We start from the raw sequence: 24,041 nt of genomic DNA, 5'->3' as shown, positions 1-24,041 counted from the left end.
CACATGGCGGCGCGCAACGGGCGCACGGTACGCGACCTGAGACGAGGCAACCGGACGGCGGTGCTCCAGCGGCTGTACTTCGACGGCCCGCTCAGCCGGTTCGAGCTGGGCCCGGCCACCGGACTCAGCTCCGGCTCGGTCAGCAACGTGGTCGCGGACCTGATCGCCGACGGACTGGTCGAGGAGGCCGGCAGCGTCGACTCCGACGGCGGTCGGCCGCGCACGCTGCTGCGCGTCGCCCCGCACAGCGGCCAGATGATCGGCGTGGACGTCGGCGAGACCCGCGTCCGGGTCGAGCTGTTCGACCTGGCCCTCACGGAACTGGCCCGCGCCGAACGCCCGCTGACCCCGCAGGGCTATGACGTCGACGTCATCGCCGGCCACATCCGCGACGGCGTCGCCGAGGTCCTCACCGCCGAACAGGCCGCCCCCGACCGGCTGCTCGGCGTCGGCGTCGGCGTCCCCGGCATCGTGGAACGCACCGCGGACCGGGGCGCCGTCGTGCACGGGCAGACCATCGGCTGGGACGCGGTCCCGCTGGAGCAACTGCTCCGCTCGGCCTCCCAGCTCCCCGACACAGTGCCGTACCTCATCGACAACGGCGCCAAGACGCTCGGCCAGGCCGAGATGTGGTTCGGTGCCGGGCGCGGCGCCCGCAACGCCGTCGTCGTGCTCTTCGGCTCCGGCGTCGGCGCCTGCCTGGTCACCCCCGAGGTGGAGCACGGGCGGGCCGTGGAGTGGGGCCATCTGACGGTACGGGTGCGCGGGCGCCGCTGCCGCTGCGGCGCGCCCGGCTGCCTGGAGGCGTACGCGGGCGCCGAGTCGCTGCTCGCCCGCTGGCGCGAGGAGGGCGGCCGGCCGCCCGAGGACACCGACGAGGAGACCGCGCTCACCGCGATGCTCGCCGCCGCGTACCCGTCCGAGGGGGGTACGGCCGACCCGGTCGCGCTGGCCGTCCTGGAGGAGACCGCCGAGTACCTGGGTGCCGGCCTGTCCGATCTGATCAACCTCTTCCAGCCCGAGCGGATCCTCATCGGCGGCTGGGCCGGGCTCCAGCTCGGCACGCGGTTCCTGCCCGCCGTGCGCCGGCACGCGGCGACGTACGCCCTGCGGCACCCGGCCGACAAGGTGACGATCGACCTCGGCCGGCTGGGCCCGGACGCGGTCACCGTCGGCGCCGCGATCCTGCCGCTCGCCGACTTCTTCGCCAGCGGCGGGCGCCGCCCGGAACCGGCCGCCGAGGACCGCCTGCCCGCCTGGCGGGCAGCGCTCCAGGAACGCGCCCCGCACTGAGGGCTGGGGCGGGCGGGCCGGGGGAGCAGGGCGCACGGCCCCGCGCTCCGGCCCACGGCCGGGGCGTCAGGCCGACGGTTCGTCCGGGGTCGGGTGTTCCGTGACCGGCCGCGGGGCGCCCCGGGGGGCGGTGCCGGCCTCGTCCGTGTCGGGCGCGACGTCCTCCTCCGCCTCCTTGCCGGCGGCGTGCCTCGGGGACACGTCCCACGGATCCTCGGCGGGCCGGGCCTGCTGGTCGGGCATGTCCCGGGGTACCGGCCGTTGCTCGGCTCCGGACCCGGAGCCAGGTTTGCGCACCGTCATGGTCTTCTCCGCTCCTCGTCGGCTCGTTCGGTGCTCCGGACGCGCTCAGCCGACCTTCCGTCCGCGCATCGGCTCGGTCTCCAGTCCACCGCCCTTGCGCAGGCCGTCCAGGAACTCCTGGATCACCTCGGTCGCCGTGTGCCGGGGCTCCCAGCCCAGCTCGGCGCGGGCCCGCGCGCAGTCCATCAGCGGCAGCCGCAGCACGGCGTCGAACAGGTGCGGCGAGGCGGGCAGCAGGTGCAGCCCCCAGGCGGTGGCGATGGCCGAGCGGGCCGCCGTACGCGGCAGCCGGACCGGCCGGGAGCCCAGCAGCTCGGCGAGCACCCCGGCGTCCAGCGTGGGATCGGCGGCCAGGTTGAAGGCGCCCCGGGCGCTGTCCGAGCGCACCGCGAGCCGGTAGGCCTCGGCGGCGTCGTCCGTGTGCAGCGCCTGTACCCGCAGGCCGGGGATGTCCGGCAGGAACGGCAGCAGGTCCGGCCGGGCCAGCGGACCGGGCAGGAACCGCCCGCCGAAGATCCGCCGCTGCTCGCTGGCGGACTCCCACTTGAACAGGAACGCCGGCCGCATCCGGACCACCCGCACCTCGGGGTGGTCGCGCTCGAACACGTCCAGCGTGCGCTCCAGGTAGGCCTTCTCCCGGCAGTACGCGGCGTCCGGCCAGCCGTGCGTGGGCCAGGACTCGTCCACCGGGCGGTCCTTCGGCCCCGGCGAGTACGCCCCGACGGAGGAGGCGTGCACCAGCACCGGCACCCGGGCCGCGGCGACCGCCTCGAACACCCGGATGCCTCCGAGCACATTGGTCCGCCAGGTGGTGGCCGGATCATGCGTCGGCTGGAAGGCCCAGGCCAGATGGATCACGGCGTCGGCACCCTCGAACCGCTCGGCGAGGTTCGCCCGGTCCCCGGCGATGTCGACGGCGGACCACTCGGTCTTCGGCGGCGACCACTCGGGCGTCCGCCGGGCCAGCCCGCGCACGGACTTGATGTCCGGGTCCTCGGAGAGCAGGCGCACCACACTCGTCCCGACGTTGCCGGTGGCGCCTGTCACGACGATCCTGCTGCCCGCTGAGCTGCTCACCTTCGGCTCCTTACGTCGGCACGACGGAGGCTGCGACGAGCGGCCGGGTACCCGGGCGCCGCGTCCGCACACGCGGCACGGCGGCGGCATGGGGGCGGCATGGGGAAGCCCCGGCCGTGACGGGGGAATCACGACCGGGGCGGTCAAGTGGTGGGCGCGGATGGCGGTCGCCTCTCGGCGAGACGCTCCACAGGGCTTCAGCCGAACGATCGTCCCTGTGGGCAAAAGGTGAGGCCCGGGGACACTGTCCCATCCGCACCCACGGCTTGTTCAACGGGCAACCACACCCAGGTGTTCCAGCCCCCCGCGTGACGTGCGTCACCACCGGAACCGCTCAGCCCAGCGGGCTCCCGGCCAGCCGTGCCAGCAGGTCCGCAGGGTCCGCGTACACCGCCTCCGCCCCCGCCTCCTCCAGGTCGGCCCGGGGGATCCCGCCGCACAGCACGCCCAGACAGCGCACGCCGGCCTTGCTGCCCGCCCGCATGTCCCACACGGTGTCCCCGACGAACACCGCCCGCGAGGCCGGCACCCCGGCCAGCTCCAGCGCGTGCTGCACGGGCTCCGGGGCCGGCTTGCCCTCCCGCACGTCGTCCGCGCTCGCCGTGGCCGCGATGGCGTCGTCCGCGTCGATCGCCCGGCGCAGCGCACCGAGCTCGGCACCGCTCGCCGAGGTGGCGAGGACCACCGTCCAGCCGTCCCCGTGCAGCCGCCGCAGCAGCTCGCCGGCCCCCGGCAGGGCGGGGAGCCGGTCGAAGTACTGGCCGTACAGCGCCGTGTGCGCGGCGCTCAGCGCGGCGTCCTGGTCCCGGTCGCGGTCGTCGCCGAGCAGATGGGCGACGAGGTCCGCGGAGCCGAGGCCGACGGCCCGGTGCACGGCGTGCATGGGCACCTCGTGGCCCGCCTGCCGGAACGCCTCCCACCAGGTCACGACGTGCAGGTGATTGGTGTCGACGAGGGTCCCGTCGACGTCGAACACGGCGGCACGGTCCATTCCGGGTCCTCTCCGTCAGCCCCGGGTCCGTCCCGCCGGCCCCAGGGTCCTCGCGATCAGCTCCCGGAACGGGTACCACGCCCGGAACCCGCCACGCGTGCCGGCAGCCGCCCCTCCCGCGTCCAGTCCAGCAGCTCGTCGGCCGACCAGGTGGTCACCACGCGCTCGGGCGGGACCCCGCACTCCTCGGCCCGCGCGCAGCCGAGGATCTGCCAGTCCAGCTGGCCGGGCGCGTGGGCGTCGGTGTCGACCGAGAACAGCACCCCGGCCTCGACCGCCCGGCGCAGCAGCCGCCGGGGCGGGTCCAGCCGTTCCGGGCGGCTGTTGATCTCCACGGCGGTCCCCGACTCGGCGCACGCGGCGAACACCTCGTCCGCGTCGAACTGCGACTCGGGCCGCCCCCGGCCCGTGACCAGCCGCCCGGTGCAGTGCCCGAGGACGTCGGCGTGCGGATCGCGTACGGCGGCGACCATCCGCCGGGTCATGGACCGGGCGTCCATCCGCAGCTTGGAGTGGACCGACACCACGACCACGTCCAGCCGCTCCAGCAGCTCCGGTTCCTGGTCCAGCGAGCCGTCGTCCAGGATGTCGCACTCGATGCCGGTGAGCAGCCGGAACGGCGCCCAGCGCGCGTTCAGCTCCGCGACCACCGCCAACTGCTCCCGCAGCCGCGCGGGCGACAGCCCACGGGCCACGGTCAGCCGCGGCGAGTGGTCGGTGAGCACGGTCCACTCGTGTCCCAGCCCGGCCGCCGCCCGCCCCATCTCCTCGATCGGGCTGCCGCCGTCGGACCAGTCCGAGTGCGTGTGGCAGTCCCCGCGGATCAGCGCCCGCAGCCCGGCGCCGGCCGCCTCGGCGCCGGCCGGCGCCCCGGCCTCCTCCTCCAGCCTGCGCAGGTACCCGGGCACTTCACCGCCCAGCGCCTCCCGCACCACCTGCGCGGTCTTCGGTCCGACCCCCTTCAGCGACTCCAGCGTCCCGGCGGCGGCCCGCTCGGCCACCTCGCCCTCGGGCAGCGCGGCCAGCGTCCGGGAGGCGGTGCGGAAGGCCCGTACCCGGTAGGTGGGCGCGAGCGCCCGCTCCAGGAGGAACGCGATCCGGTCGAGGGCGGCGACGGGGTCCATGGGAACCAAGGGTGCACCAGGCGCCCCGGAGGGGCGCGGGGAACCGCGCGGCCGGCCGTGGATCACCCCGCGGCCATCCGCGCCCGCCATGGCGAGTCCGTTTGTCCCCACCGCCCCCGGGTACTGCGTGACCCGTCCCTGTGACCCACCGTGAGGAGGCTCGTCATGTCCGTACCGGATGCGCAGCGAACGGCCGTGGTGACCGGCGCGGACAGCGGCATCGGCCGGGCCACCGCCGTACGGCTGGCCGAGGCGGGCCTGGACGTCGGCATCACCTGGCACACGGACGAGAAGGGCGCCGAGGAGACGGCGGAGGAGGTCCGCGCGCACGGCCGCCGCGCCGCCGTGAGCCGGCTGGACCTGACCCGGCTGCCCGAGGCCGCCGACGCCGTGGACGACCTGTGCGAGGAGCTCGGCCGGATCGACGTCCTCGTCAACAACGCCGGTACCGGCACGATGACCCCCTACCTCGACCTGACGCTCACGGACGTGCGCCGCGTCCTGGACGTCGACCTCGTGGGCCCGTTCCTGCTCGGGCAGCGGGCCGCGCGGCGCATGATCCGGCAGGGCGGCGGCGGCCGGATCGTGAACGTCACCTCCGTGCACGAGCACCAGCCCCGGGTCGGCGCGGCCCCGTACTGCGCGGCCAAGGGCGGGCTCGGCCTGCTCACCCAGGTGATGGCCCTGGAACTGGCCGAGTACGGCATCACCGTGAACGCCGTCGCGCCGGGTGAGATCGCCACCCCGATGACCGGCCAGGAGGACACCGACGTGCGCGGCGAGCGCCGTCCCGGCGTGCCGCTCGGCCGGCCCGGCGACGCCCGCGAGGTCGCCGCCGTGATCGCGTTCCTCGCGAGCCCGGACGCCTCCTACGTCACCGGCGCCTCGTGGAGCGTCGACGGCGGCATGCTGCGCATGGGCCCGCAGGCCGGCTCCCATCTGACCAGCGACGACTGGCGCCGGCCCTGAGGCGGCGGGGACGGTGCGACGAGTCAAGGGGGGAGAGGCGTGGTGAGGCTGCGCACCAGTTCGCCCGACGGTCCCGGCTACACGCGCGTCCGCCGCGGCCGGGGCTTCCGCTACGTCGACGCCGCCGGCGAGCCCCTGACCGACCCCGGGCAGCTCGCCCGCGTCCGCGCCCTGACCATCCCGCCCGCCTGGCGCGACGTGTGGATCTGCCCCTGGCCCAACGGCCACCTCCAGGCCGTCGGCACCGACGACGCCGGACGCCGGCAGTACCTGTACCACGAGCGGTTCCGGGCCGAGCAGGACAAGGCCAAGCACGAGCACGTACGGCAGGTGGCGCGGGCCCTGCCCGAGTTGCGCGCCAAGGTGGCGCTGGACCTCGCCGGGCGGGGGCTGAGCCGGGAGAGGGTCACCGCCTGCGCGGTCCGCCTGCTCGACCTCGGCTTCTTCCGCATCGGCAGCGACCGGCACACCCGCGCCAGCGAGACCTACGGCCTGACGACCATGCTCCGCGAGCACGTCGGCTGCGCACGCGGCGAGATCAGCTTCGGCTACCCGGCCAAGGGCGGCGTCGAGATGGTCCGCGCCCTCGTCGACGAGCAGGTGCACGCGGTCGCCCGGTCCCTGCTGCGCCGCCCGCGCGGCGGCGACCGCTTCCTCGCCTACTGGGACCGCGGTGCCTGGCACGACCTGCGCGGCGACGACCTCAACGAGGCCCTGCGCCGGCTGTCCGGCACCGACGTCACCGCCAAGGACTTCCGCACCTGGCACGCCACCGTGCTGGCCGCCGTGGCGGTCTCCGTGACCGCGCGGGGCGCCCGGGCGACCGAGGCCGCCCGGCGCCGGCAGATCGCCCGGGCCGTCCGCGAGGTCAGCCACTACCTGGGCAACACGCCCGCGGTGTGCCGGACGTCGTACATCGACCCGAAGGTCTTCGAGCTGTTCGAGCAAGGCGTCACCGTCGCCCCCGTGCTCACCCGGCTGGGCGAACACGGGGAGTTCGGGCGTCCGGCCACGCAGGGAGCCGTCGAGGCGGCCGTACTCGATCTCCTCGACGGCTCCGGCGGGTGACCCGTCGGCGCGGGTTGCGTTCTACCCTCGATTGCATGACCGAACAAGCAGCTCCCCACATCTCCCGCCCGCGGATCCTGGTCCTCGGGGTGTGCCCGGGCCGGCACGGCGAGCCGCCCTTCCGGATCATGGAGATCGACGGTCAGGTGGTCGGTGAGGCCAGGACCATCACGGACGTGCTGGAGACGGCCGCCTCCTACGGCATCCCCATCCACGACCTGGACGACCCGGACGCGGTCCGCTGGGTGGGCGGCGACAAGTACACCTGGACGCTGCACTGACCGGTCGGCGGGGCAGGCTCAGCCGACCGTCCACTTCTGGTTGGCGGCGCCCGTGCAGGTCCAGATCTGCAACCGCGTCCCGTTGGCCGAGTTGTTGCCGGTGACGTCGAGGCACTTGTTCGCCTGCGGGTTGACGATGTCGCGGGCCGCCGGGAGGGCCCACTTCTGGGCGGCACTGCCGTTGCAGTCGTAGAGCTGGACGGGCGTGCCGTCGGCGGTGCCGCCGCCGCTGACGTCCAGGCACTTGCCGAGCGCGCGGAGCGTGCCGTCCGAGCCCACCGTCCACGCCTGGGCGGCGCTGCCGTTGCAGTCGTAGAGCTGGACCGGGGTGCCGTTCGCGGGGTTGGCGCCGGCCACGTCCACGCACTTGCCCGCCAGGCCCCGGATCGGCACACCGGCGGCGCTGTCGCTCGTCGTCACCGACACCGAGTCCACCAGCAGCGTCTGCGGGAACTGCGTGGAGCCGTCGGGGTCGCCCGGCCAGTAGCCGCCGACCGCGAGGTTCAGGATCAGGAAGAACGGCTTGTTGAACACCCAGGTCTTCCCGCCCAGGTCGGCCGGGGTGCGCCGCTGGTAGACGTTGCCGTCCACCGACCAGGTGATCGAGTCAGGTGCCCAGTCGACGGCGAAGGTGTGGAAGGCGTCCGCGAAGGCCTGCCCGTTCGGCAGCGAGTAGCCCGCGCCTATGCCGCCCGAGCCGGAGTAGCCGGGGCCGTGGATGGTGCCGTGCACGGTCGAGGGTTCGAAGCCGACGTTCTCCATGACGTCGATCTCACCCGAGTCCGGCCAGTTCACCGGCGTGCCGAGCATCCAGAAGGCGGGCCACATGCCCTGGCCGCGCGGGATCTTCATCCGCGCCTCCACATGGCCGTACTGGGCGTTGAACTTCCCGGCCGTGTTCAGCCGGGCCGAGGTGTACTGGCAGCTGCCGTACCAGCACTGGTAGCCGGCCGGGTTCTCCTTGCGGGCCGTGATCACCAGGTGGCCCTGGCCGTCGAGGGCCGCGTTCTTCGTGCCCGAGGTGTAGTACTGCCGCTCGTGGTTGTTGACGTTGTCGCCGGTCTCCAGGGTCCACTTCGAGGAGTCGACCGCGGCGCCCGCGGGCCCGTCGAAGGTGTCGGAGAAGGTGGTGACGGCCGCCGCCGTGGGGGCGGCGTCGGCCCGCGCCGGGCCTACGGCGGCCGAGCCGATCAGTGCCGCGGACAGGGCGGCCAGGAGACATCTGCGGAGCAGGCGTGGGGAGGCCATGGCTCTCCGTTCATGTGGGGGTGTGAGCGGTGCGCCTCTTGATTTAAGGAGTGAGATAAGGGGCCGTCAATACTCTGGTACGGACCTGTCGCTGACGATCAGTCGGCGGCCGGCTCACGCACGCGCCGGTGCACCCCCCGCCCGAGCCGCCGCCCCAGCAGCAGCCAACCCAGCAGTGCCCCGGCCGTGTTGAGGATGACGTCGTCGATGTCGAAGGCCCGCCCGGTGACCAGCGCCCCCTGGACCAGCTCCACCATCAGCATCACGAGGGCCGTCAGTGCGAGCACCTGGAGCACACCCCGGGCACGCGGCGCGAGGACCGGCACCAGCACCCCGAACGGCACGCCGAGCAGCACGTTGCCGCCGAGCTGCCGGAGCGCGTCCCGCAGCGACGCCTGCTCCAGATAGGCCTGGAGCGAGCGGCCCGGGTGCAGGTTGCTGTGCGTCAGCGGCACCGACGCGGGCGACGGCTGGAGGGTGATGCGGGCCAGGGCGACGGCGAACGCGACCATGCACGCGAAGGCGACGAGGATCGCCAGCAGCCGGACGGGCAGCGGCCACACGTGCCGGGGGCGGCCTTCCTCGGCGGGACGACCGCGGGTGTCCGCGGCCGGGCGCCGCCGGGCGGCGGACCGGGGGCGCAGCTTCTCGACCGGCCACCACGTCCGGGCGGACCGGGGGCGCGCCTCCTCGGCCGGCTGCCGCTCCCGGGCGGGGCGGACCTCCTCGGCCGGCTGCCGTTTCCGGGCGGGTCGCAGGATCTCCGGCAGGCGCGGCACGGTACGGGCCATGTGCTCCTCCACTCGTCAACTTCCGCGGTCCGAACGTCGGTTACCCGCACCGCGGCCCAGGATGCCCGCCGTCCGGCCCGCACCCGTGGTTTCCGTTCACGCCTGGGGGGCACTCCGGATGCGGACCCGCGTGCCGCCGCTCCCGCCCGGGTCCGGCGGTGCTTGGATGCCCCCAGCGGCATTGCGGACACATCGCCGCGTATCCGAGCACAGCGGACCCAGGAGGTGCTGCGTGACCCGTCGTACGGCACCCCGGGCGGCCCTCCTCGCCGCCGGTGAACTCCTCGCCTGGTGGGCGGTGCTGGCACTGCTGTGGCTGGTGCTGATCAGCACCGTCGACACCCTGGAACGCGTCGTCGGCGCGGGCTGTGCCGCCGTGGGCGCGGTCCTCGCCCGGACCGGCCGGCGGGCGGTGAGCTGGCGGTGAACGGCTGGATCCTCGCGGCGACCGTCGAGCTGGGCGGGGGAGGAGCGGCGGCCCTGTGGGGCGTGTCCACCGGCCCGCCGGCCCGCCGGGTCATCGCCCAGAACCTCACCACCTCCGCCGTCTGCCCGGCCCTGCTGCTCCTCGCCCAGGGCTACGGCCGCCCCTCCTACGTCGACCTCGCCCTGCTGCTGGCCCTGCTCGGCCCGGTCGGCACGCTCGTCTTCGCCCGGCTGCTCTCCGACGACCTGGCCGGGGAACGCCCGGGCGCGTGGACCCTGACCTGGACGGCGGCGGCCCTGGGCGCGGCGGTCGTGCTCGCCCTGTGCGTGGCCGGCGACCCGGGCCGGGCGACGGTGAAGCTCCTGGTGATCGGCGCCCTGCTGATCAGCGGCAACGTGATCGCCTCCCGCGCCCTGGCGGGCGGGTACCGGGGGGTGCGGGGTGGCTGACGGGACGCCGGGTGCGGCCGGTCGCCGGTACGCCCCGTGGGGCGGGCGCGTGCCCGCCGGAACGTGGAAGGCGGGTGCCGTGTGTCCGACGCCCTGATCGTCGTCGTGCTGCTGCTCGTGGCCGGAGCCGCCACCGCGGCCGTGGCCCAGCGCGACCCCGCCCGCCAGGCGCTCGTGCTGTCCTTCCTGGGCGTCATGCTGGCCGCGCTGTTCACCGTGCTCCAGGCCCCGGACGTCGGCCTGTCCCAGCTCGCCGTCGGCTCCGCGCTCACCCCCCTGCTGATCATGCTGTCGGTGCGCAAGGTCAGACGCCGGGGCCGCTCCGAGGAGGAGGACGGGTGAACCGGCTGCGGCTGTGGCTGCTGGCCGCCGGCGGCGCGGGCCTGGCCGCCCTGCTCGTCGCGGCCTGCCTCGACCTGCCCGGCTTCGGCGGGTCCCGTCACCCGTACGGCGACCGCGCCGTGCACGCCGCCCTCTCCCGGCACACCGCCAACACCATCGCCTCCGTCAACTTCGACCAGCGCGCCTACGACACCCTCGGCGAGATGAGCATCCTGTTCGCCGCCGTCCTCGGCTGCGTGGTGCTGCTGCGCGAGGCCCGCGACGAGCACCGGGCCCGGCCCGTACCCGCCGACGTGGCCCGTCCGGTCCGCCGCTACGCCCTGCTCGCGCTGCCCGTCGCCCTGGTCACCGGCCTGTACGTCATCGCCCACGGCCAGCTCAGCCCCGGCGGCGGCTTCCAGGGCGGGGTCGTCGCCGCGACCGCCCTGCACCTGCTCTACCTGGGCGCCGACTACCACGCGCTGGAACGCGTCCGCCCGCTCGGCGTCTACGAGACCACCGACGCGCTCGCCGTCTCCTCCTACCTCGTGCTCGGCGCCGCCGGAATCCTCGCCGGCACCGCGTTCCTGGCCAACACCCTGCTGCCGTACGGCACGTTCAACACGCTGTCCTCCGGCGGCACCGTCCCCCTGCTGAACGCGGCCATCGGCATGGAGGTGGCGAGCGCGGTCGTCGTCCTGCTCGCCCACTTCCTCGACCAGGCCGTCGAGATCGAGGAAGAGCACGGGAGGGGAACACCGTGATGCACGTCCTGCCGTACCTGGTCGCCGCCTACATCTTCCTGACCGGCTGCTACGGCCTCGCCACCAGCCGGAACCTCATCCACGCCGTCGGCTGCCTCGCGGTCTGCCAGTCCGCCACCTACGTCCTGCTACTGGCGGTCGGCTACCGCGACGGCGGCACCGCACCCGTCTTCTCCGACATGAGGCCCGGCTCCCGGCCGGTGGTCGACCCGGTCGTGCAGGCCCTCACCCTCACCGACATCGTCGTCGGCGCCACCGTCACCGCGCTGCTGCTCGCCCTCGTCCTCCAGATCGCCAAACGGCACGGCACGGTCGACCCCGACGAACTGCGGGAGCTGCGCGGCTGATGCACCACCTGATCCCGCTGCTCGTCGCGATCCCGCTGTTCGGCGCCGCCCTGCTGGTGGCCACGGGCCGCCATCTGCCCCGGGCCGCCGCCGAACTGACCGGATTCGCCGTCTCCGGAAGCACGGCCGCCCTCGCGCTCGTCCTGCTGCTGAACTCCGCCCCGCCGATGGTCGAGTGGGTCGGCGGCTGGCTGCCCGTCGACGGCGAGAGCGTCGGCATCCTCGTGCTCGGGGACGGCCCGGCGCTCGGCATGGCCGCCCTGGCCTCCCTGCTCACCCTGGCCGCGCTCGCCTACTCCTGGCGCTACTTCGACGAGCCCCCGCGCGACCGCACCGGCTCCTTCACCGCGCTGATGCTGGTCTTCCAGGGAGCCATGTGCGGCTTCGCCGTCGCGGGCGACCTGTTCAACGCGTTCGTGTTCTTCGAGCTGATGAGCGTGGTCGCCTACGCCCTGACCGGCTACCGCATCGACGAGGCCAAGGCCGTACAGGGCGCCCTGACCTTCGGGATCGTCAACTCCCTGGGGGCGTACGCGATGCTGATGGGCATCGCCCTGCTGTACGCCCGTACCGGCGAACTGGCCATGGCGAAGATCGGGCGCGGGCTCGACGCCGCCGCCGGGCCGGGCGGGCCGGACGCGCTGGTCCTCGCCTCCTTCGTGCTGGTGCTGACCGGGCTGCTGGTGAAGGCGGCGGCCGTGCCGTTCCACTTCTGGCTCCCGGACGCGCACGCCGTCGCCCCCACCCCGGTCTGCATGCTCCTGTCCGGCGTCATGGTGGAACTCGGCGCCTACGGCGTGTGGCGGGTGTACGGCACCGTCTTCGCCGGGCCCGGCGGCATCCCCGCCGCCGACCTGACCCGCGCCCTGGTGACGCTCGGCGCCCTCACGGCCGTGACCGGCGCCGTCATGTGCTGGTACCAGCGGCACATCAAACGGCTCCTCGCCTACTCCACCGTCGCCCACACCGGCCTGTTCCTCGTCGGCCTGGGCGTCCTCACCCCCGAGGGCGACGACGGGGTCGCCCTGTACCTCCTCGGCCACGCCGGCGTGAAGGCCGCGCTGTTCGCCTGCGCGGGCGTCCTGCTGGACCGGTTCGGCAGCGTCGACGAACACGCGCTGCACGGCCGGGCCCGGGGGCAGCTGCGCGCCACCGCCGTGATGTTCGCCGTCGGCGGCCTCGGCCTGGCCGGCCTGCCGCCGTTCGGTACGGCGCTGGGCAAGGCGATCGCCGAGGAGGCGGTCGGCGCCCCGTTCACCGTGGTGTACGTGGCGGCCTCCGCGATCACCGCCGGCGCGGTCCTGCGGGTCACCGCCCGCGTCTTCCTGGGCCTCGGACCGCGCCCCGAGGACGCGGAATACGAGACCAGCGGCTCCGACGAGGAACCCGAGACGTCCGGACCGCTGCGCCGGATCCCGGACACCATGACGATCGTGCCCGCCGTGCTTCTCGCCGCCGCCTTCGCCGTCGGGGTGGCCCCCGGCTTCGGCGCCCTGGTCGCCCGCTCCGTGAACGAGGCCGGCTCGGGCGGCGCCCACGCCCCCGCGCACTGGACCCCGCCCGGCGTCCTGCTGGGCGTGGCCTCCGCCCTGCTGGCCCTGGCGCTGGCCGGGCTCGCGGTCAGCCGCCCGAGCTGGGTGGCCGCGCCCGGCTGGGCCGCACCCCTCAGGCGCCTCCAGTCGGGGCACGTGGGCGACTACGTGGCCTGGCTGCTGGTGGGCGCGACCGTGCTGGGGGCGCTGGCCCTGCCGGGGATCCTCGGTTCCTGATCAGGTGCCGTACGCGATGCGCACCTCCGTGAAGCCGAGGGAGCGCAGCAGGCCCTGGAGCATGCCGGTGGTGTTGCGCTCGGCCCGGGCGGTCAGCCCGCTGGTGCGCGCCGCGTCCCCGATGTGCCGGACGGCGAGCTGCTGCACGGCCTGCTCGCTGTTGGGGTTGTCGGAGAACAGGTCACCGAGCCGGTCCAGCAGCCCGCGCTGCTTGGACACGGCGTAGGAGTGGTCGGGGTCGAGGGCCGGCCTGCCGAGCCGCGCGTGCGGCAGCCGGATGGTGGCGGACGTACGGTCGTCGTCGACCGTCACGTCCTTCTCGCCGACCCGGCCCAGGTCGACGTAGGCGTCCACGGTGCCCGCGCCGACGTACAGGGTGCGGGTGCCGCGGATGGCGTCGGGCAGGAACTTCGCGTCCTTGTCCAGGTCCACGACGACCTGGAAGTTGCCCGACGCCGCGTCGTAACGGCTCATGTCCTGGATGGACTTGAGGAGAGCCGGGCCGGAGCGGTCATGGGTCTCGGTGCCGAACAGGTCCTTGATGCCGGGCAGTACGGCCAGCCGGATGCCGGCGAACAGTACGGCGAGCACCAGCACGAGCGCCGCCACGGCCTTGGCCCACCCCGGCAGGCGCCTCACGGAAGTCGTCATCGCGACGGTCCTCCTTCCTGTTGACCGCATGCCCGTCAACAGCCGGAGCAGACCGGTGCGTCGGCCGAAATGCACACATGACGCAGGCGCGAAGGCCGGCGGCGACGCGGCCGGCCGGTGTCACAGTGGGCCGGACGCGGCCCCGGAGCGGGCCAGGGCCGCGTCCAGGCTCGGCTGCGGCGGCAGCAGCCGGGCCAGACCGGTGACCCGGAAGACGCGCAGCGTCAGCGGGTGCGTGCACACGAGGTGCAACTGCCCGCCGCGCTCCAGCACCCGCAGGCGCGCCCGGTACAGCAGCCGCAGCCCCGAGCCGTCGAAGAACTCCGCGGGCCGCAGGTCGATCACGACCCGCGCCCCGGGCCGGTCGGTGGCCCGGTCGACGAACGGGCCGATCTCCGTCGCCGAGACGATGTCGATCTCACCCCGGAACTCCAGCACCGTGTGCCCGCGGTACGCGTACATGCCCAGTTGCCGGGGGAGAGGTACGGGTTCGTCTCGCACCTCGCCACCACCTCCCACCCGCGCCCGGACGTCGTTTCCCGATCGTCAAGTTACCCTCGATGGAAGGAATTTGAGCATGTTCGATTGACATATGTCTTCGAGTTTGCGGCGTGTCGACGTGCCGCGCTCAGTCCGCCAGCAGCACCAGCTTGCCCGTCGTCCGCCCGGTGTCGCCCAGCTCGTGCGCCTTCGCCGCGTCGGCCAGCGGGAACGTCCCGGCGATCGTCGCCTTCAGCCGGCCGGACTCCGCGAGCTCCGCGACCGCCCGCATCCCGGCCCGGTCGGCGTCGACCAGCATCCGCACCGCCCGCACCCCGAGCCGCTCGGCCTCCTCGTGGAACTCCGCGGAGCCCACCGGCAGGATCGACACCACGACACCGCCCGGCCGCAGCACCCGCAGCGAGCGCACGGAGGTCTCACCGCCCAGGGTGTCCAGGACGACGTCGACGTCCCGCACCGTCTCCGTGACGTCCGTCGTGTGGTAGTCGACCGGCTCGTCCACGCCGATCTCCCGCAGGAAGCCGTGCTTGCCCGCGCTGGCCGTCCCGATCACGTACGCCCCGCGCGCCTTGGCGATCTGCACGGCCACATGGCCGACCCCGCCGGCCGCCGCGTGGATCAGCACCCGCTGCCCCGGGCGGACGTCCGCGTGCTCGGTCAGCGCCTGCCAGGCGGTCAGGGACACCAGCGGCAGCGCGCCCGCCTGCACGTGGTCGAGGGAGGCCGGCTTGTGCACCAGGGCCCGGACCGGGGCGATGACGTACTCGGCGTGCGAGCCGTGGCCGAAGGGGTAGGGCAGCATGCCGAAGACCTCGTCGCCGGGCCGGAACGCGGCCACGCCGATCCCGGTCTCCGCGACCTCGCCGGAGACGTCCCAGCCGAGCACGAACGGGGGCCGGCCCAGGAACCCGCCGGTGGCCCGGTGCTTCCAGTCGGTGGGGTTCACCCCGGCGGCCCGCACCCGGACCAGCACCTCGTTCGGACGCGGCTTCGGCCGCTCGACCCGCACTTCCCTCAGGACCTCGGGACCGCCGAGAACGTCCTGGCTGATGGCTCGCATCGTGTTCACATCGCTCATGGTCACCCAGCCTGCCGAAGCGCGCCCGGCCGGGAAATGGCATGAATGCCAACCTTCGATAGGATCGTGCCATGCGTGGCACACCGAGTCCCGAACGCGTGGTCGTCCTGGCCCTCGACGGCGTCTACCCCTTCGAGCTGGGCATCCCCAGCCGCATCTTCGGCGCGGCCGACGGTCACTACGAGGTGTTCACCTGTACGGTCGACGGCCGCCCGGTGCGCACCAACGCCGACTTCACCGTCGGTGTCGCCCACGGCCCCGAGATCCTGGAGACGGCCGACACGGTGGTCGTCGCCTCCATGGCGCCCGCCCACATCCCCAGGGGGCTGCCGGCGGAGGTCGCCGCCGCGCTCGACCGGATCCGCCCGGACGCCCGGATCGTCTCCATCTGCACGGCCGCCTTCGTCCTCGCCGAGGCCGGACTGCTCGACGGCCGCCGGGCGACCACCCACTGGCAGGTGGCCGACCTGTTCCGCCGCCGCTACCCCCGGGTCGACCTCGACCCGGACGTCCTCTTCGTCGACGACGGCCGCATCCTCACCTCCGCCGGCGCGGCCTCCGGCGTCGACATCTGCCTGCACATCGTCCGCACCGACCACGGCAGCGAACTGGCGAACGCCGTCGCCCGCCGCTGTGTCGTGCCCCCGTTCCGGGACGGCGGCCAGGCCCAGTACATCGAGCAGCCGGTCCCCGAGAGCGGCGCCGCCGGCACGGCCGCGACCCGCGCCTGGGCGCTGGAGCGGCTGGACCAACCGCTCACCCTGGCGGACCTCGCCGGGCACGCCCGGATGAGCCTGCGCACCTTCGCCCGCCGCTTCAGCGACGAGGTCGGCCTCAGCCCCGGCCGCTGGCTGATCCAGCAGCGGGTGGCCCGCGCCCGGCACCTGCTGGAGGTCAGCGACCTGCCGGTGGACCGGATCGCCACCGAGGTGGGCTTCGCCACCGGTGCCTCGCTGCGCCAGCACCTGCACGCGGCGATCGGGGTGTCCCCGCAGGCCTACCGCAGGACCTTCCAGCGGGCCCGCTGAACGTTCCGTCCGGCTCCGGCGTCGAAGGACCGCACGGAGCACGGGAGAACAGGGGCGGGAATGCGCACAGGGCTGGTGGCGACGGCGGTACTGACGGCTGTGACGGCCGTGACGGTGGGGGCGGTGGCCGGGTGCGACGACGGGCCCGGGCCCGGCCTGGTGGTGGAGGGCACCCCGCCGGCCACCCCGTACAGCGGTCCGCTCGACGTACCGACCGAGGAACTCGACGAGAGCACACCCCGGGCGCTGCGCCTGGCCTCCGGGGCGGCCGGCCGGGCGCTGGAGTGCGACGGGGAGATCTTCCAGGGCTCCGGACCCGACGGCTGGAGCAGGTCCGACGGCGGGGACACCCCGGAGGAGGGGCTGGCCCTCTACTTCGACATGGTCCAGCCGGAGGAGCCCGACCACGGGTACCGCGTGGAACGCGAGGAGGCGGACCGGGTCCTGTACTCCTACGACGTGGACGGCCGCACCAAGGTGGCGGTCGTCGTGGCCAAGGACCAGAAGGACCGGCCCGGCTGGGGCCCGGAGACGAGCGCCTCCTGCGACCCGGCCGAACTGCCGGAGAGCTTCACGTCCACCACGGACTGGCAGATCTGGACCGACCGCGCGGGCCGGAGGGTGCCGGTGGCCCGGCTGCACGGCTCGTCGGGACCGGAGCACTGCGGCTGGCAGTCCGCCGACTTCCTCGCCCTGGACGGCCGGACCTACGCCCGCGACCCCGAGGGCGTGCTGGGCCGGGACGAACTGCTCCGGGCGCCCTACCGCGCGGAGGTCCGCATGCCGGCGGACGCGCGGGACACCGGGTACCGCTTCCGTGACCGGCGGCTGTGGCTGACGGCGGACAGGGCGACGGCGTACGTCCGCACGGACCACGGGGTGGAGGCGTGGCCGCTGGTGAAGGAGGGCGTCGGGTGCGACTGACCGGCGCGGACGGGGCTTCCGGGGCCGGGTGACGGGATCGTCTGGGCTGGTCGTCGCCCGGCGCGTGGACGTGACACCGGGCGCCGAGCACGTCCGGCTCGTTGATCCGCTCGGGGCACCCGGACACGCCTTGGGCGACTCCGTGCGCGGACCGGGGGCCACGGCCACACTGATCGGGACGATCCCGCAGAGGAGGCCGTACGCCATGACCCCGCCCCCCGCCCGCACCGCCGAACAGCGCAAGAAGGACACCCTGCACCGACTCGATCACGACGTCGACGCGTGGGTCGCCACCGCCGGACCCGACGGCGCAGCGCCGTACCTCGTACCGCTGTCGTTCGTGTGGGACGGCAGCTGCCTGCTGATCGCCACCCCGGCGGACAGCCCCACCGGCCGCAATCTCGTGGCCACCGGCCGCGCCCGCCTCGGCATCGGCCCCACCCGGGACGTCGTCCTGGTCGACGGCGGCGTCCGCGCGGTGACGCCCGAGGACCTGCCCGAGGAGGACGCCGAGGTGTTCGCCGGGAAGACCGGCTTCGACCCGCGCCGACTGGCCGCCCGTTACCTGTACTTCAGGGTCTTCCCGGAGCGGATCCAGGCCTGGCGCGAGGAGAACGAGCTGCGCGGGCGGGAGCTGATGCGCGACGGACAGTGGCTGACCGCCGACTGAATCCGGGGGCCCGGGATATCCGCTGGGGAGAGGACACTTCCCGGGAGGACCCATGGCACTGGTGAAAGCGGGCGTGGTCGTGCTGGACTGCGCCGAGCCCGAGAAACTCGCCGAGTTCTACCGCGAGTTGCTGGACGGGGAGCGGCTGAGCGCGTCCGCCAACCTCGTGGAGGTCAGGGGCGCCGACGGCGTCCGGCTGGCCTTCCGCCGCGATGTCAACGCGACCCCGCCGAGCTGGCCGCGACCGGAGAACTCCCTCCAGGCGCATCTCGACTTCCTCGTCGAGGACTTGGACGAGGCCGAGCGGCGCGTGGTGGGACTCGGCGGCCGGCCGATCGAGACGAGGGACGCGGCGGGCCCGTACGAGGAACGGGGCTACGCCGACCCCGCCGGCCACTCCTTCACCCTGCGCCTGCTGCCGCCGACAGCACCGAAGCAGGGGTGACCGACGGCGCGGGGGCCCGGTCGACGGCGGTGCGGGAACGGCGTCGGCCGGGCGGCTCCTGCCCGGGGCGCCCGGCGAGGCCGGCGGACAGCGGGGCGCTGGGGCAGGGATGAACCCCGGCGCCGCGACGGTGGTCGGCCGGGGCGCCGGGGCAGGGGGCGGTCGGTCCGGTCAGTCCCGGCCGCCCTTGTCGGTCGCCGGCCACACACCCGTCGACCGGGCGATGGCCTTCGCGCCGGTGCGGTCCACGGCGCTGCGCACCACCGCGAAGATCGCGCCCTGGACCGCGGCGGCCAGCAGGATCTCGCCCCAGCCGCGGTCCGGGTCCAGGGCGTCGGGGGCGTCCTCCTCGTGCCGGATCGCCATCCACGCCTTGCGGAAGGCCATACCGGCCAGCGCGCCGCCCGCCCAGCTGAGCACGAATCCGACCGGCTGGTAGACGAGAGGGAGCTTCTTCTTCTTGTTCTTGGCCATGTGTGTCTACTTCCTCGTCAATCGGCCCTCATGCGGGCCGTCCCTGCGCGGCCACCCGTTCGCCCGGGGCCACCGGACCCGGCGCCGTACCGTCACCGAACGGCCGGCCGCCCAGCTCCGCGCGGTCGTGCGGGCTCAGCCAGCCGCCGAGGTCCGGACCGAGCGGCACGATGCCGGTCGGGTTGATACCGGTGTGCACCTGGTAGTAGTGCCGCTTGATGTGGTCGAAGTCGACCGTGTCACCGAACCCCGGCGTCTGGAACAGGTCCCGGGCGTACGCCCACAGCACCGGGTGCTCCGCCAGCTTCCAGCGGTTGCACTTGAAGTGGCCGTGGTAGACCGCGTCGAACCGGACCAGCGTGGTGAACAGCCGGATGTCCGCTTCCGTGAGGGTGTCACCGACCAGATACCGCTGCCCGGACAGCCGCTCACCGAGCAGTTCCAGCCGCCGGAACACGGCCGTGCACGCCTCCTCGTACTCCTTCTGGTGCGTGGCGAACCCGGCCCGGTACACCCCGTTGTTCACGTCCTCGTAGACCTCGGCCATCACCTCGTCGATCTCGTCGCGCCGGTCGGCCGGGTAGAGGTCCGGCGCGCCGGCGCGGTGCAGGGCCGTCCACTCGGTGGCCAGGTCCAGGGTGATCCGCTGGTAGTCGTTGGTGACCAGCCGGCCGCTGGGGACGTCCACGAGAGCGGGCACGCTCACCCCGCCCGGGTAGCCGGTCTCGCGCTTGTCGTAGGCCTCGCTGAGGAACCGGATGCCGAGCACCGGGTCCCGCCCGTCCGGGTCCAGGGTGAACCGCCAGCTGCGGTCGTCCTGGATCGGGTCGGCGATCGCCATCGAGAGCGCGTCCTCCAGCCCCAGCAGCCGGCGCGAGATCACCGCGCGGCTCGCCCACGGGCAGGCGCGGGAGACCACCAGCCGGTAGCGGCCCGCCTCGACCGGCCAGCCGTCCCGGCCGTCGGCGGTGATCCGGTCCTGGAAGTGGCTCCTGGACCTGCTGAAGGTCCGGTGTCCGTAGGCGCGGTTGCCGTCGCCGCTCATGTCTCCTCCTTGCCGCACGGATGGTCCTGACCACCGCGTTCCCCGTTTCACCCGGCCGGCACGGTGTGAGCGGCCCGGTCGGGGGCAACCGCCGAGAGATGAGCGGGACACCCTCGGAACGGGAGCCGGCCGCACGCACGGCCGAGGACAACGGAACACGCCCGGCACACGCCCCGGACGGCGCACCGGCACGGGCACGGACTCCGGACGGAGTACCGGCACGGGCAGACGCCCAGGACGGCGCACCGGCACGGGCGCACGCCCCGGACGGCGCACCGGAACCGGTATACGCCGCGGACCGGACAGCGTCGTCCCCTCACGCGTCGCGCCCGGAAGCGCCGTCAGCGGGCGTCCAGGAGGGCGAACCGGGCGCCGAACCGGACGGCGCACGCACCCACGCCGACGGCGACCCCGAGGGGCGTGCCGGTGCCGACGGCGACCAGCACACCAAGATCACCGTCCTCGTGGCGCTCGCCGCCAATCTGGTGATCGCCGTCGCCAAGGCGGTCGGCGGCGTCCTCGCGGGCTCGCCCGCGCTGCTGTCGGAGGCCGCGCACTCGGTCGCCGACAGCCTCAACGAGGTCTTCCTGCTGGCCGCCCTGCGCCGCAGCCGCCGCCCCGCCGACGCCCGGCACCCCTTCGGCTACGGCAAGGAGCGCTTCTTCTGGTCCCTGCTCGCCGCCGTGGGCATCTTCGTCATGGGCGGCTGCTTCTCCTTCTTCCAGGGCGTCGAGGCCCTCGGCAGCCACACCGAGGAGAAGTTCAGCGGCTATGTGGCGGGCCTGATCGTGCTGGGCGTGGCCCTCGTCGCCGAGGGCGTCTCGCTGCTGCGGGCCCTGCACCAGGTGCGCCGGCAGGGCGGCGGCCTCGGCGCGCTGCGCGACCCGGCGCTGCGCACGGTGGTCGCCGAGGACGGCACGGCGGTGCTCGGCGTGACCCTCGCCCTGGTCGGAATGGCCCTGCACATGGTGACCGGACAGGTCGTCTGGGAGGCGTCCGCCTCGCTGGCGATCGGCGTGCTCCTCGTCTACGTCGCCTTCCGGCTCGGCCGCGACGCCCGCACCCAGCTGATCGGGGAGGCCGCCGACCCGGAGCTGACCGGCAGGATCCGCGCGCTGCTGCGGGCGCAGCCGGAGATCGACAGTGTGGAGGCGCTGTTCACGATGAAGATGGGGCTGGACTCCACGCTGGTCGCCGCCCGTGTGGACCTGGTGCCGGGCCTGGACAGCGAACGCGTCGAGGAGGTCGCCGTACGCATCAAGCGGTCCCTCGCCCGGACGTTCCCCGACGCCGACCAGATCTTCCTCGATGTGACCGACCGGCCGGCGGGCGAGGCACGGAAAAGCCCCGCCGCGACGGGGGAACGCGGCGGGGCCTGACCCACGAGTGCCCGTCCGGAGGCCGGCTCACACCTCCCCGGAACAGATTTTTCTGGAACGGGGCGGCCCCCGGCCTGAATCAGCGCTCGTCGAGCGGCTCCAGCACGAAGACCGGGATCTCCCGGGACGTCTTCGTCTGGTACTCGGCGTACGCCGGGTACGCGGCCACTGCCCGCTCCCACCACTCGGCCTTCTCCGCCCCGGTGACCTCGCGGGCCCGCATGTCCCGCTTCACCGGGCCGTCCTGGAGCTCGACGTGCGGGTCGGACTTCACGTTGAAGTACCAGACCGGATGCTTGGGCGCACCGCCGAGGGAGGCGACCGCCGCGTACCGGCCCTCGTGCTCCACCCGCATCAACGGCGTCTTGCGGATCTTCCCGCTCTTCGCACCCCGGGTGGTCAGCACGATCACCGGCAGCCCGGTGTCGAGCAGCGTCGTGCCCTTCGTCCCGCCCGAGCTCTCGTACAACTCGACCTGCTCGCGCACCCACTGCGTCGGACTGGGTTCGTACTCGCCCTCAAGAGGCATGGGATGGGGTTCCCTTCGTCGGTCCAAACGGCTGACTGCCACCGTGACAACACCGGTGACGCCGCGAATCATCCGTACCGCGCGCCGATGGCGCCGAACGGGTGACCGCCGTCCGTCCACGGTGATTACCCCCGGGGTCATCGCACCGCCGCGCCGCGCGCGGCACAGTGGTCCGCGTCCCGATCACTGCCCACCCGGGGAGGGAACCACCCATGTCCGCCGATCCCACCGCCGCGACCCGCGCCGCCGTCCGGGAACTCCTCCGCAGGATCGGCGAGGGCGATCCCGAGCGGATCGCCGAGCTGTACGCGGAGGACTGCGACTGGCGGCTGGACTGGCCCGAGGAGGAACACGGCCGCGCCGACACGCCGTGGATCCGGCACCGCGCCACCCGCGCCGACGCCGCCGCCCACTACCGGGAGCTGGCCGCCCACCACGTCCCGGAGAAGGCCGACACCACCGTCGAGCACGTCCTGGCCGACGGCGAGGACGCGGTCGTGCTCGGTGTCATCCGGCAGACTGCCGTCCCGACGGGCCGCGCCTACGCCGCCCGGTTCGCCCTGCACCTCACCGTCCGGGACGGCCTGGTCGTACGGCACCACGTGTACGAGGACAGCCTCGCCGTCGCCCGCGCCTTCGCCCCCGGCGAGCAGGGCGCCCGGATGACGTGACCGGACGCGAGGGGGGCGACCCCGGGCCGCGGCCCCGCGCGCGGCCGTGGCCGGTTTCCGTCCGTCGGACCCCGGGTACTTCGGCCAGATGACGACGGTCACCTAAGTGGCCGAACTTGGCGTCGACCTATAGGTGCCTGGGGCATCTAATGATGATCGGCACGACGCACTTCTTCGTCTGCGAGGTCTTTCCATGACGGAACTGACGGACATCTCCGCCCCGGCTGCCCCGCCCGGCCCCGTCACTTTCCCCCAGAACCGCACCTGCCCCTACCACCCGCCCACCGGTTACGGCCCGCTGCGCGACGGGCGCCCCCTGTCCCGGGTCACCCTCTACGACGGCCGCGAGGTCTGGCTGGTCACCGGGTACTCCGCCGCCCGCGCCCTGCTCGCCGACCCCCGTCTGTCCACCGAACGCCGCCGCCCCGGCTTCCCGATGCCCACGCCCCGCTTCGCGGCGGGCCGCGACCGCAGGGTGGCCCTGCTCGGGGTGGACGACCCGGAGCACCACCGGCAGCGGCGGATGCTGATCCCGTCGTTCACCGTCAAACGCGCGGCGGCACTGCGCCCCTGGATCCAGCGGATCGTGGACGAACTGCTGGACGCGATGATCGCCCAGGGTCCGCCCGCCGAGCTGGTCTCCGCCTTCGCCCTGCCCGTGCCGTCGATGGTGATCTGCGGCCTGCTCGGCGTGCCGTACGCCGACCACGAGTTCTTCGAGGAGCAGTCCCGCCGGCTGCTGCGCGGCCCGACCGCCGCCGACACGGTTCAGGCCCGCGGCCGGCTGGAGGACTACCTCGGCGGACTGATCGACGCCAAGGCGGCGGAGGCCGAGCCCGGCGACGGGATCCTCGACGAGCTGGTCCACGACCGGCTGCGCACGGGGGAGCTGGACCGCGACGACGCCGTGTCGCTGGCCATCATCCTGCTGGTCGCCGGCCATGAGACCACCGCGAACATGATCTCCCTCGGCACCTACACCCTGCTCCGGCACCCCGACCGGCTGGCCGAGCTGCGCGCCGACCCCGCGCTGCTGCCCGCCGCCGTGGAGGAGCTGATGCGGATGCTGTCCATCGCGGAGGGGCTCCAGCGGGTGGCGCTGGAGGACATCGAGGTCGACGGCACCACCATCCGGGCCGGCGACGGCGTGCTCTTCGGAACCTCCGTGATCAACCGTGACACGTCCGTGTACGACGACCCCGACGCCCTGGACTTCCACCGCCCCGACCGCCACCACGTCGCCTTCGGTTTCGGCATCCACCAGTGCCTGGGCCAGAACCTGGCCCGCGCGGAACTGGAGATCGCCCTCGGCAGCCTGTTCACCCGGCTGCCGGAGCTGCGGCTGGCCGTGTCGGCCGAGGAGATCCCCTTCAAACCCGGCGACACGGTCCAGGGGATGCTGGAACTCCCCGTGACCTGGTAAG

General features: G+C 74.0%; 29 protein-coding genes. 17 read left to right on the top strand and 12 right to left on the bottom strand.

The window, feature by feature from the left end; all coding sequences use genetic code 11:
* Positions 1 to 3: 3 nt before the first annotated feature.
* Complete coding sequence (locus AQJ11_RS09500; RefSeq protein ID WP_058083156.1) at positions 4 to 1,293, top strand: ROK family transcriptional regulator; 1,290 nt, start codon at positions 4 to 6, stop codon at positions 1,291 to 1,293.
* Positions 1,294 to 1,359: 66 nt separating this feature from the next.
* Here AQJ11_RS09500 and AQJ11_RS49160 read toward each other — a convergent pair whose 3' ends face one another.
* From AQJ11_RS49160 to AQJ11_RS09485, 4 genes are all read right to left on the bottom strand, one after another.
* Positions 1,360 to 1,596, bottom strand: coding sequence for a hypothetical protein (locus tag AQJ11_RS49160; protein ID WP_041665605.1), 237 nt, complete (start codon positions 1,594 to 1,596; stop codon positions 1,360 to 1,362).
* 45 nt (positions 1,597 to 1,641) lie between these two features.
* On the bottom strand, positions 1,642 to 2,673 hold the full coding sequence (locus AQJ11_RS09495; RefSeq protein WP_059262573.1) for an SDR family oxidoreductase: 1,032 nt from the start codon (positions 2,671 to 2,673) through the stop codon (positions 1,642 to 1,644).
* A 334-nt stretch (positions 2,674 to 3,007) separates the two neighbouring features.
* Positions 3,008 to 3,664, bottom strand: coding sequence for an HAD family hydrolase (locus tag AQJ11_RS09490; protein ID WP_014676608.1), 657 nt, complete (start codon positions 3,662 to 3,664; stop codon positions 3,008 to 3,010).
* 56 nt (positions 3,665 to 3,720) lie between these two features.
* Complete coding sequence (locus AQJ11_RS09485) at positions 3,721 to 4,788, bottom strand: PHP domain-containing protein (RefSeq protein WP_058083158.1); 1,068 nt, start codon at positions 4,786 to 4,788, stop codon at positions 3,721 to 3,723.
* A 165-nt stretch (positions 4,789 to 4,953) separates the two neighbouring features.
* Here AQJ11_RS09485 and AQJ11_RS09480 point away from each other — a divergent pair, with 165 nt between their 5' ends.
* The 3 genes from AQJ11_RS09480 to AQJ11_RS09470 are packed head-to-tail and all read left to right on the top strand — an operon-like array spanning position 4,954 to position 7,106.
* Complete coding sequence (locus tag AQJ11_RS09480; protein WP_014676610.1) at positions 4,954 to 5,757, top strand: SDR family oxidoreductase; 804 nt, start codon at positions 4,954 to 4,956, stop codon at positions 5,755 to 5,757.
* Positions 5,758 to 5,799: 42 nt separating this feature from the next.
* Positions 5,800 to 6,825, top strand: a complete 1,026-nt coding sequence (locus AQJ11_RS09475; RefSeq protein ID WP_059262571.1) for a DNA topoisomerase IB — start codon at positions 5,800 to 5,802, stop codon at positions 6,823 to 6,825.
* Between the two features lie 35 nt (positions 6,826 to 6,860).
* Positions 6,861 to 7,106 carry a hypothetical protein gene (locus tag AQJ11_RS09470; RefSeq protein WP_014676612.1) on the top strand — a complete coding sequence of 82 codons (246 nt, stop codon included), beginning with the start codon at positions 6,861 to 6,863 and terminating at the stop codon, positions 7,104 to 7,106.
* Positions 7,107 to 7,124: 18 nt separating this feature from the next.
* Here the strand turns inward: AQJ11_RS09470 and AQJ11_RS09465 are convergent, their stop codons facing one another.
* Positions 7,125 to 8,354, bottom strand: a complete 1,230-nt coding sequence (locus AQJ11_RS09465; protein WP_059262569.1) for a glycoside hydrolase family 16 protein — start codon at positions 8,352 to 8,354, stop codon at positions 7,125 to 7,127.
* A gap of 98 nt (positions 8,355 to 8,452) precedes the next feature.
* Positions 8,453 to 9,157: a VanZ family protein gene (locus tag AQJ11_RS09460; protein ID WP_059262568.1), complete on the bottom strand. Its 705-nt coding sequence runs from the start codon at positions 9,155 to 9,157 to the stop codon at positions 8,453 to 8,455.
* 220 nt (positions 9,158 to 9,377) lie between these two features.
* Here AQJ11_RS09460 and AQJ11_RS09455 point away from each other — a divergent pair, with 220 nt between their 5' ends.
* The 6 genes from AQJ11_RS09455 (at position 9,378) to AQJ11_RS09430 (ending at position 13,222) form a co-directional block, all read left to right on the top strand.
* Complete coding sequence (locus tag AQJ11_RS09455; RefSeq protein ID WP_059262566.1) at positions 9,378 to 9,572, top strand: hypothetical protein; 195 nt, start codon at positions 9,378 to 9,380, stop codon at positions 9,570 to 9,572.
* Entirely contained in the window at positions 9,569 to 10,021 is a 453-nt protein-coding gene (locus AQJ11_RS09450) for an MrpF/PhaF family protein (protein WP_059262564.1), read from the top strand. The genes AQJ11_RS09455 and AQJ11_RS09450 overlap by 4 nt, the downstream gene beginning before the upstream one ends.
* A gap of 81 nt (positions 10,022 to 10,102) precedes the next feature.
* On the top strand, positions 10,103 to 10,363 hold the full coding sequence (locus tag AQJ11_RS09445; protein ID WP_014676617.1) for a Na(+)/H(+) antiporter subunit B: 261 nt from the start codon (positions 10,103 to 10,105) through the stop codon (positions 10,361 to 10,363).
* Entirely contained in the window at positions 10,360 to 11,106 is a 747-nt protein-coding gene (locus AQJ11_RS09440) for an MnhB domain-containing protein (RefSeq protein WP_059262562.1), read from the top strand. The genes AQJ11_RS09445 and AQJ11_RS09440 overlap by 4 nt, the downstream gene beginning before the upstream one ends.
* Positions 11,106 to 11,453: a sodium:proton antiporter gene (locus AQJ11_RS09435; protein ID WP_058083166.1), complete on the top strand. Its 348-nt coding sequence runs from the start codon at positions 11,106 to 11,108 to the stop codon at positions 11,451 to 11,453. Before AQJ11_RS09440 ends, AQJ11_RS09435 begins: the two co-directional genes overlap by 1 nt.
* Positions 11,453 to 13,222 carry a complex I subunit 5 family protein gene (locus tag AQJ11_RS09430; protein ID WP_059262559.1) on the top strand — a complete coding sequence of 590 codons (1,770 nt, stop codon included), beginning with the start codon at positions 11,453 to 11,455 and terminating at the stop codon, positions 13,220 to 13,222. The genes AQJ11_RS09435 and AQJ11_RS09430 overlap by 1 nt, the downstream gene beginning before the upstream one ends.
* Here the strand turns inward: AQJ11_RS09430 and AQJ11_RS09425 are convergent, their stop codons facing one another.
* The 3 genes from AQJ11_RS09425 to AQJ11_RS09415 form a co-directional block, all read right to left on the bottom strand.
* Complete coding sequence (locus AQJ11_RS09425; RefSeq protein ID WP_175252333.1) at positions 13,223 to 13,873, bottom strand: DUF4230 domain-containing protein; 651 nt, start codon at positions 13,871 to 13,873, stop codon at positions 13,223 to 13,225.
* 120 nt (positions 13,874 to 13,993) lie between these two features.
* A complete protein-coding gene (locus AQJ11_RS09420) occupies positions 13,994 to 14,374 on the bottom strand; it encodes an anti-sigma factor antagonist (RefSeq protein WP_014676622.1) in 381 nt (126 codons plus the stop codon).
* 127 nt (positions 14,375 to 14,501) lie between these two features.
* Positions 14,502 to 15,452, bottom strand: a complete 951-nt coding sequence (locus AQJ11_RS09415; RefSeq protein WP_175252334.1) for an NADP-dependent oxidoreductase — start codon at positions 15,450 to 15,452, stop codon at positions 14,502 to 14,504.
* 71 nt (positions 15,453 to 15,523) lie between these two features.
* Here AQJ11_RS09415 and AQJ11_RS09410 point away from each other — a divergent pair, with 71 nt between their 5' ends.
* From AQJ11_RS09410 to AQJ11_RS09395, 4 genes are all read left to right on the top strand, one after another.
* Positions 15,524 to 16,480 carry a GlxA family transcriptional regulator gene (locus AQJ11_RS09410; protein ID WP_059262557.1) on the top strand — a complete coding sequence of 319 codons (957 nt, stop codon included), beginning with the start codon at positions 15,524 to 15,526 and terminating at the stop codon, positions 16,478 to 16,480.
* 60 nt (positions 16,481 to 16,540) lie between these two features.
* On the top strand, positions 16,541 to 17,404 hold the full coding sequence (locus tag AQJ11_RS09405) for a hypothetical protein (protein ID WP_059262554.1): 864 nt from the start codon (positions 16,541 to 16,543) through the stop codon (positions 17,402 to 17,404).
* A 205-nt stretch (positions 17,405 to 17,609) separates the two neighbouring features.
* Positions 17,610 to 18,074 carry a pyridoxamine 5'-phosphate oxidase family protein gene (locus AQJ11_RS09400; protein WP_014676626.1) on the top strand — a complete coding sequence of 155 codons (465 nt, stop codon included), beginning with the start codon at positions 17,610 to 17,612 and terminating at the stop codon, positions 18,072 to 18,074.
* Between the two features lie 52 nt (positions 18,075 to 18,126).
* The gene (locus tag AQJ11_RS09395; RefSeq protein ID WP_014676627.1) at positions 18,127 to 18,519 is read left to right on the top strand and encodes a VOC family protein; all 393 of its coding nucleotides are present in this window, start codon (positions 18,127 to 18,129) and stop codon (positions 18,517 to 18,519) included.
* A 171-nt stretch (positions 18,520 to 18,690) separates the two neighbouring features.
* On the opposite strand, the gene AQJ11_RS09390 is transcribed toward AQJ11_RS09395, so the two are convergent.
* Positions 18,691 to 18,993, bottom strand: coding sequence for a DUF4235 domain-containing protein (locus AQJ11_RS09390; protein ID WP_014676628.1), 303 nt, complete (start codon positions 18,991 to 18,993; stop codon positions 18,691 to 18,693).
* 28 nt (positions 18,994 to 19,021) lie between these two features.
* Positions 19,022 to 20,038 (bottom strand): glutathione S-transferase family protein, encoded by a 1,017-nt coding sequence (locus AQJ11_RS09385; RefSeq protein ID WP_059262552.1) that lies wholly within the window; start codon positions 20,036 to 20,038, stop codon positions 19,022 to 19,024.
* Positions 20,039 to 20,490: 452 nt separating this feature from the next.
* Between AQJ11_RS09385 and AQJ11_RS09380 the strand changes: the two genes are divergently transcribed.
* Positions 20,491 to 21,417 carry a cation diffusion facilitator family transporter gene (locus AQJ11_RS09380; RefSeq protein ID WP_244218182.1) on the top strand — a complete coding sequence of 309 codons (927 nt, stop codon included), beginning with the start codon at positions 20,491 to 20,493 and terminating at the stop codon, positions 21,415 to 21,417.
* Positions 21,418 to 21,496: 79 nt separating this feature from the next.
* Here AQJ11_RS09380 and AQJ11_RS09375 read toward each other — a convergent pair whose 3' ends face one another.
* Positions 21,497 to 21,946 carry a nitroreductase family deazaflavin-dependent oxidoreductase gene (locus tag AQJ11_RS09375; protein WP_014676631.1) on the bottom strand — a complete coding sequence of 150 codons (450 nt, stop codon included), beginning with the start codon at positions 21,944 to 21,946 and terminating at the stop codon, positions 21,497 to 21,499.
* 212 nt (positions 21,947 to 22,158) lie between these two features.
* Between AQJ11_RS09375 and AQJ11_RS09370 the strand changes: the two genes are divergently transcribed.
* Both AQJ11_RS09370 and AQJ11_RS09365 read left to right on the top strand, forming a co-directional pair.
* Positions 22,159 to 22,617, top strand: coding sequence for a nuclear transport factor 2 family protein (locus AQJ11_RS09370; protein ID WP_059262550.1), 459 nt, complete (start codon positions 22,159 to 22,161; stop codon positions 22,615 to 22,617).
* A gap of 193 nt (positions 22,618 to 22,810) precedes the next feature.
* Positions 22,811 to 24,040 carry a cytochrome P450 gene (locus AQJ11_RS09365; RefSeq protein ID WP_059262549.1) on the top strand — a complete coding sequence of 410 codons (1,230 nt, stop codon included), beginning with the start codon at positions 22,811 to 22,813 and terminating at the stop codon, positions 24,038 to 24,040.
* Position 24,041 lies beyond the last annotated feature (1 nt).

The organism is Streptomyces corchorusii (assembly GCF_001514055.1).
In the GTDB taxonomy this organism is placed as follows: Bacteria; Actinomycetota; Actinomycetes; order Streptomycetales; family Streptomycetaceae; genus Streptomyces; species Streptomyces olivaceoviridis.
This window is presented reverse-complemented; position numbering and strand designations above follow the sequence as displayed.

Excerpts from the sequence above, each read along its gene's own strand:
- AQJ11_RS09500 (WP_058083156.1), top strand. The coding sequence starts at position 4 with ATGGCGGCGCGCAACGGGCGCACGGTACGCGACCTGAGACGAGGCAAC.
- AQJ11_RS49160 (WP_041665605.1), bottom strand. The coding sequence starts at position 1,596 with ATGACGGTGCGCAAACCTGGCTCCGGGTCCGGAGCCGAGCAACGGCCG.
- AQJ11_RS09490 (WP_014676608.1), bottom strand. The coding sequence starts at position 3,664 with ATGGACCGTGCCGCCGTGTTCGACGTCGACGGGACCCTCGTCGACACC.
- AQJ11_RS09485 (WP_058083158.1), bottom strand. The coding sequence starts at position 4,788 with ATGGACCCCGTCGCCGCCCTCGACCGGATCGCGTTCCTCCTGGAGCGG.
- AQJ11_RS09480 (WP_014676610.1), top strand. The coding sequence starts at position 4,954 with ATGTCCGTACCGGATGCGCAGCGAACGGCCGTGGTGACCGGCGCGGAC.
- AQJ11_RS09470 (WP_014676612.1), top strand. The coding sequence starts at position 6,861 with ATGACCGAACAAGCAGCTCCCCACATCTCCCGCCCGCGGATCCTGGTC.
- AQJ11_RS09465 (WP_059262569.1), bottom strand. The coding sequence starts at position 8,354 with ATGGCCTCCCCACGCCTGCTCCGCAGATGTCTCCTGGCCGCCCTGTCC.
- AQJ11_RS09435 (WP_058083166.1), top strand. The coding sequence starts at position 11,106 with ATGCACGTCCTGCCGTACCTGGTCGCCGCCTACATCTTCCTGACCGGC.
- AQJ11_RS09430 (WP_059262559.1), top strand. The coding sequence starts at position 11,453 with ATGCACCACCTGATCCCGCTGCTCGTCGCGATCCCGCTGTTCGGCGCC.
- AQJ11_RS09425 (WP_175252333.1), bottom strand. The coding sequence starts at position 13,873 with ATGACGACTTCCGTGAGGCGCCTGCCGGGGTGGGCCAAGGCCGTGGCG.
- AQJ11_RS09415 (WP_175252334.1), bottom strand. The coding sequence starts at position 15,452 with ATGAGCGATGTGAACACGATGCGAGCCATCAGCCAGGACGTTCTCGGC.
- AQJ11_RS09410 (WP_059262557.1), top strand. The coding sequence starts at position 15,524 with ATGCGTGGCACACCGAGTCCCGAACGCGTGGTCGTCCTGGCCCTCGAC.
- AQJ11_RS09405 (WP_059262554.1), top strand. The coding sequence starts at position 16,541 with ATGCGCACAGGGCTGGTGGCGACGGCGGTACTGACGGCTGTGACGGCC.
- AQJ11_RS09400 (WP_014676626.1), top strand. The coding sequence starts at position 17,610 with ATGACCCCGCCCCCCGCCCGCACCGCCGAACAGCGCAAGAAGGACACC.
- AQJ11_RS09395 (WP_014676627.1), top strand. The coding sequence starts at position 18,127 with ATGGCACTGGTGAAAGCGGGCGTGGTCGTGCTGGACTGCGCCGAGCCC.
- AQJ11_RS09390 (WP_014676628.1), bottom strand. The coding sequence starts at position 18,993 with ATGGCCAAGAACAAGAAGAAGAAGCTCCCTCTCGTCTACCAGCCGGTC.
- AQJ11_RS09385 (WP_059262552.1), bottom strand. The coding sequence starts at position 20,038 with ATGAGCGGCGACGGCAACCGCGCCTACGGACACCGGACCTTCAGCAGG.
- AQJ11_RS09375 (WP_014676631.1), bottom strand. The coding sequence starts at position 21,946 with ATGCCTCTTGAGGGCGAGTACGAACCCAGTCCGACGCAGTGGGTGCGC.
- AQJ11_RS09370 (WP_059262550.1), top strand. The coding sequence starts at position 22,159 with ATGTCCGCCGATCCCACCGCCGCGACCCGCGCCGCCGTCCGGGAACTC.
- AQJ11_RS09365 (WP_059262549.1), top strand. The coding sequence starts at position 22,811 with ATGACGGAACTGACGGACATCTCCGCCCCGGCTGCCCCGCCCGGCCCC.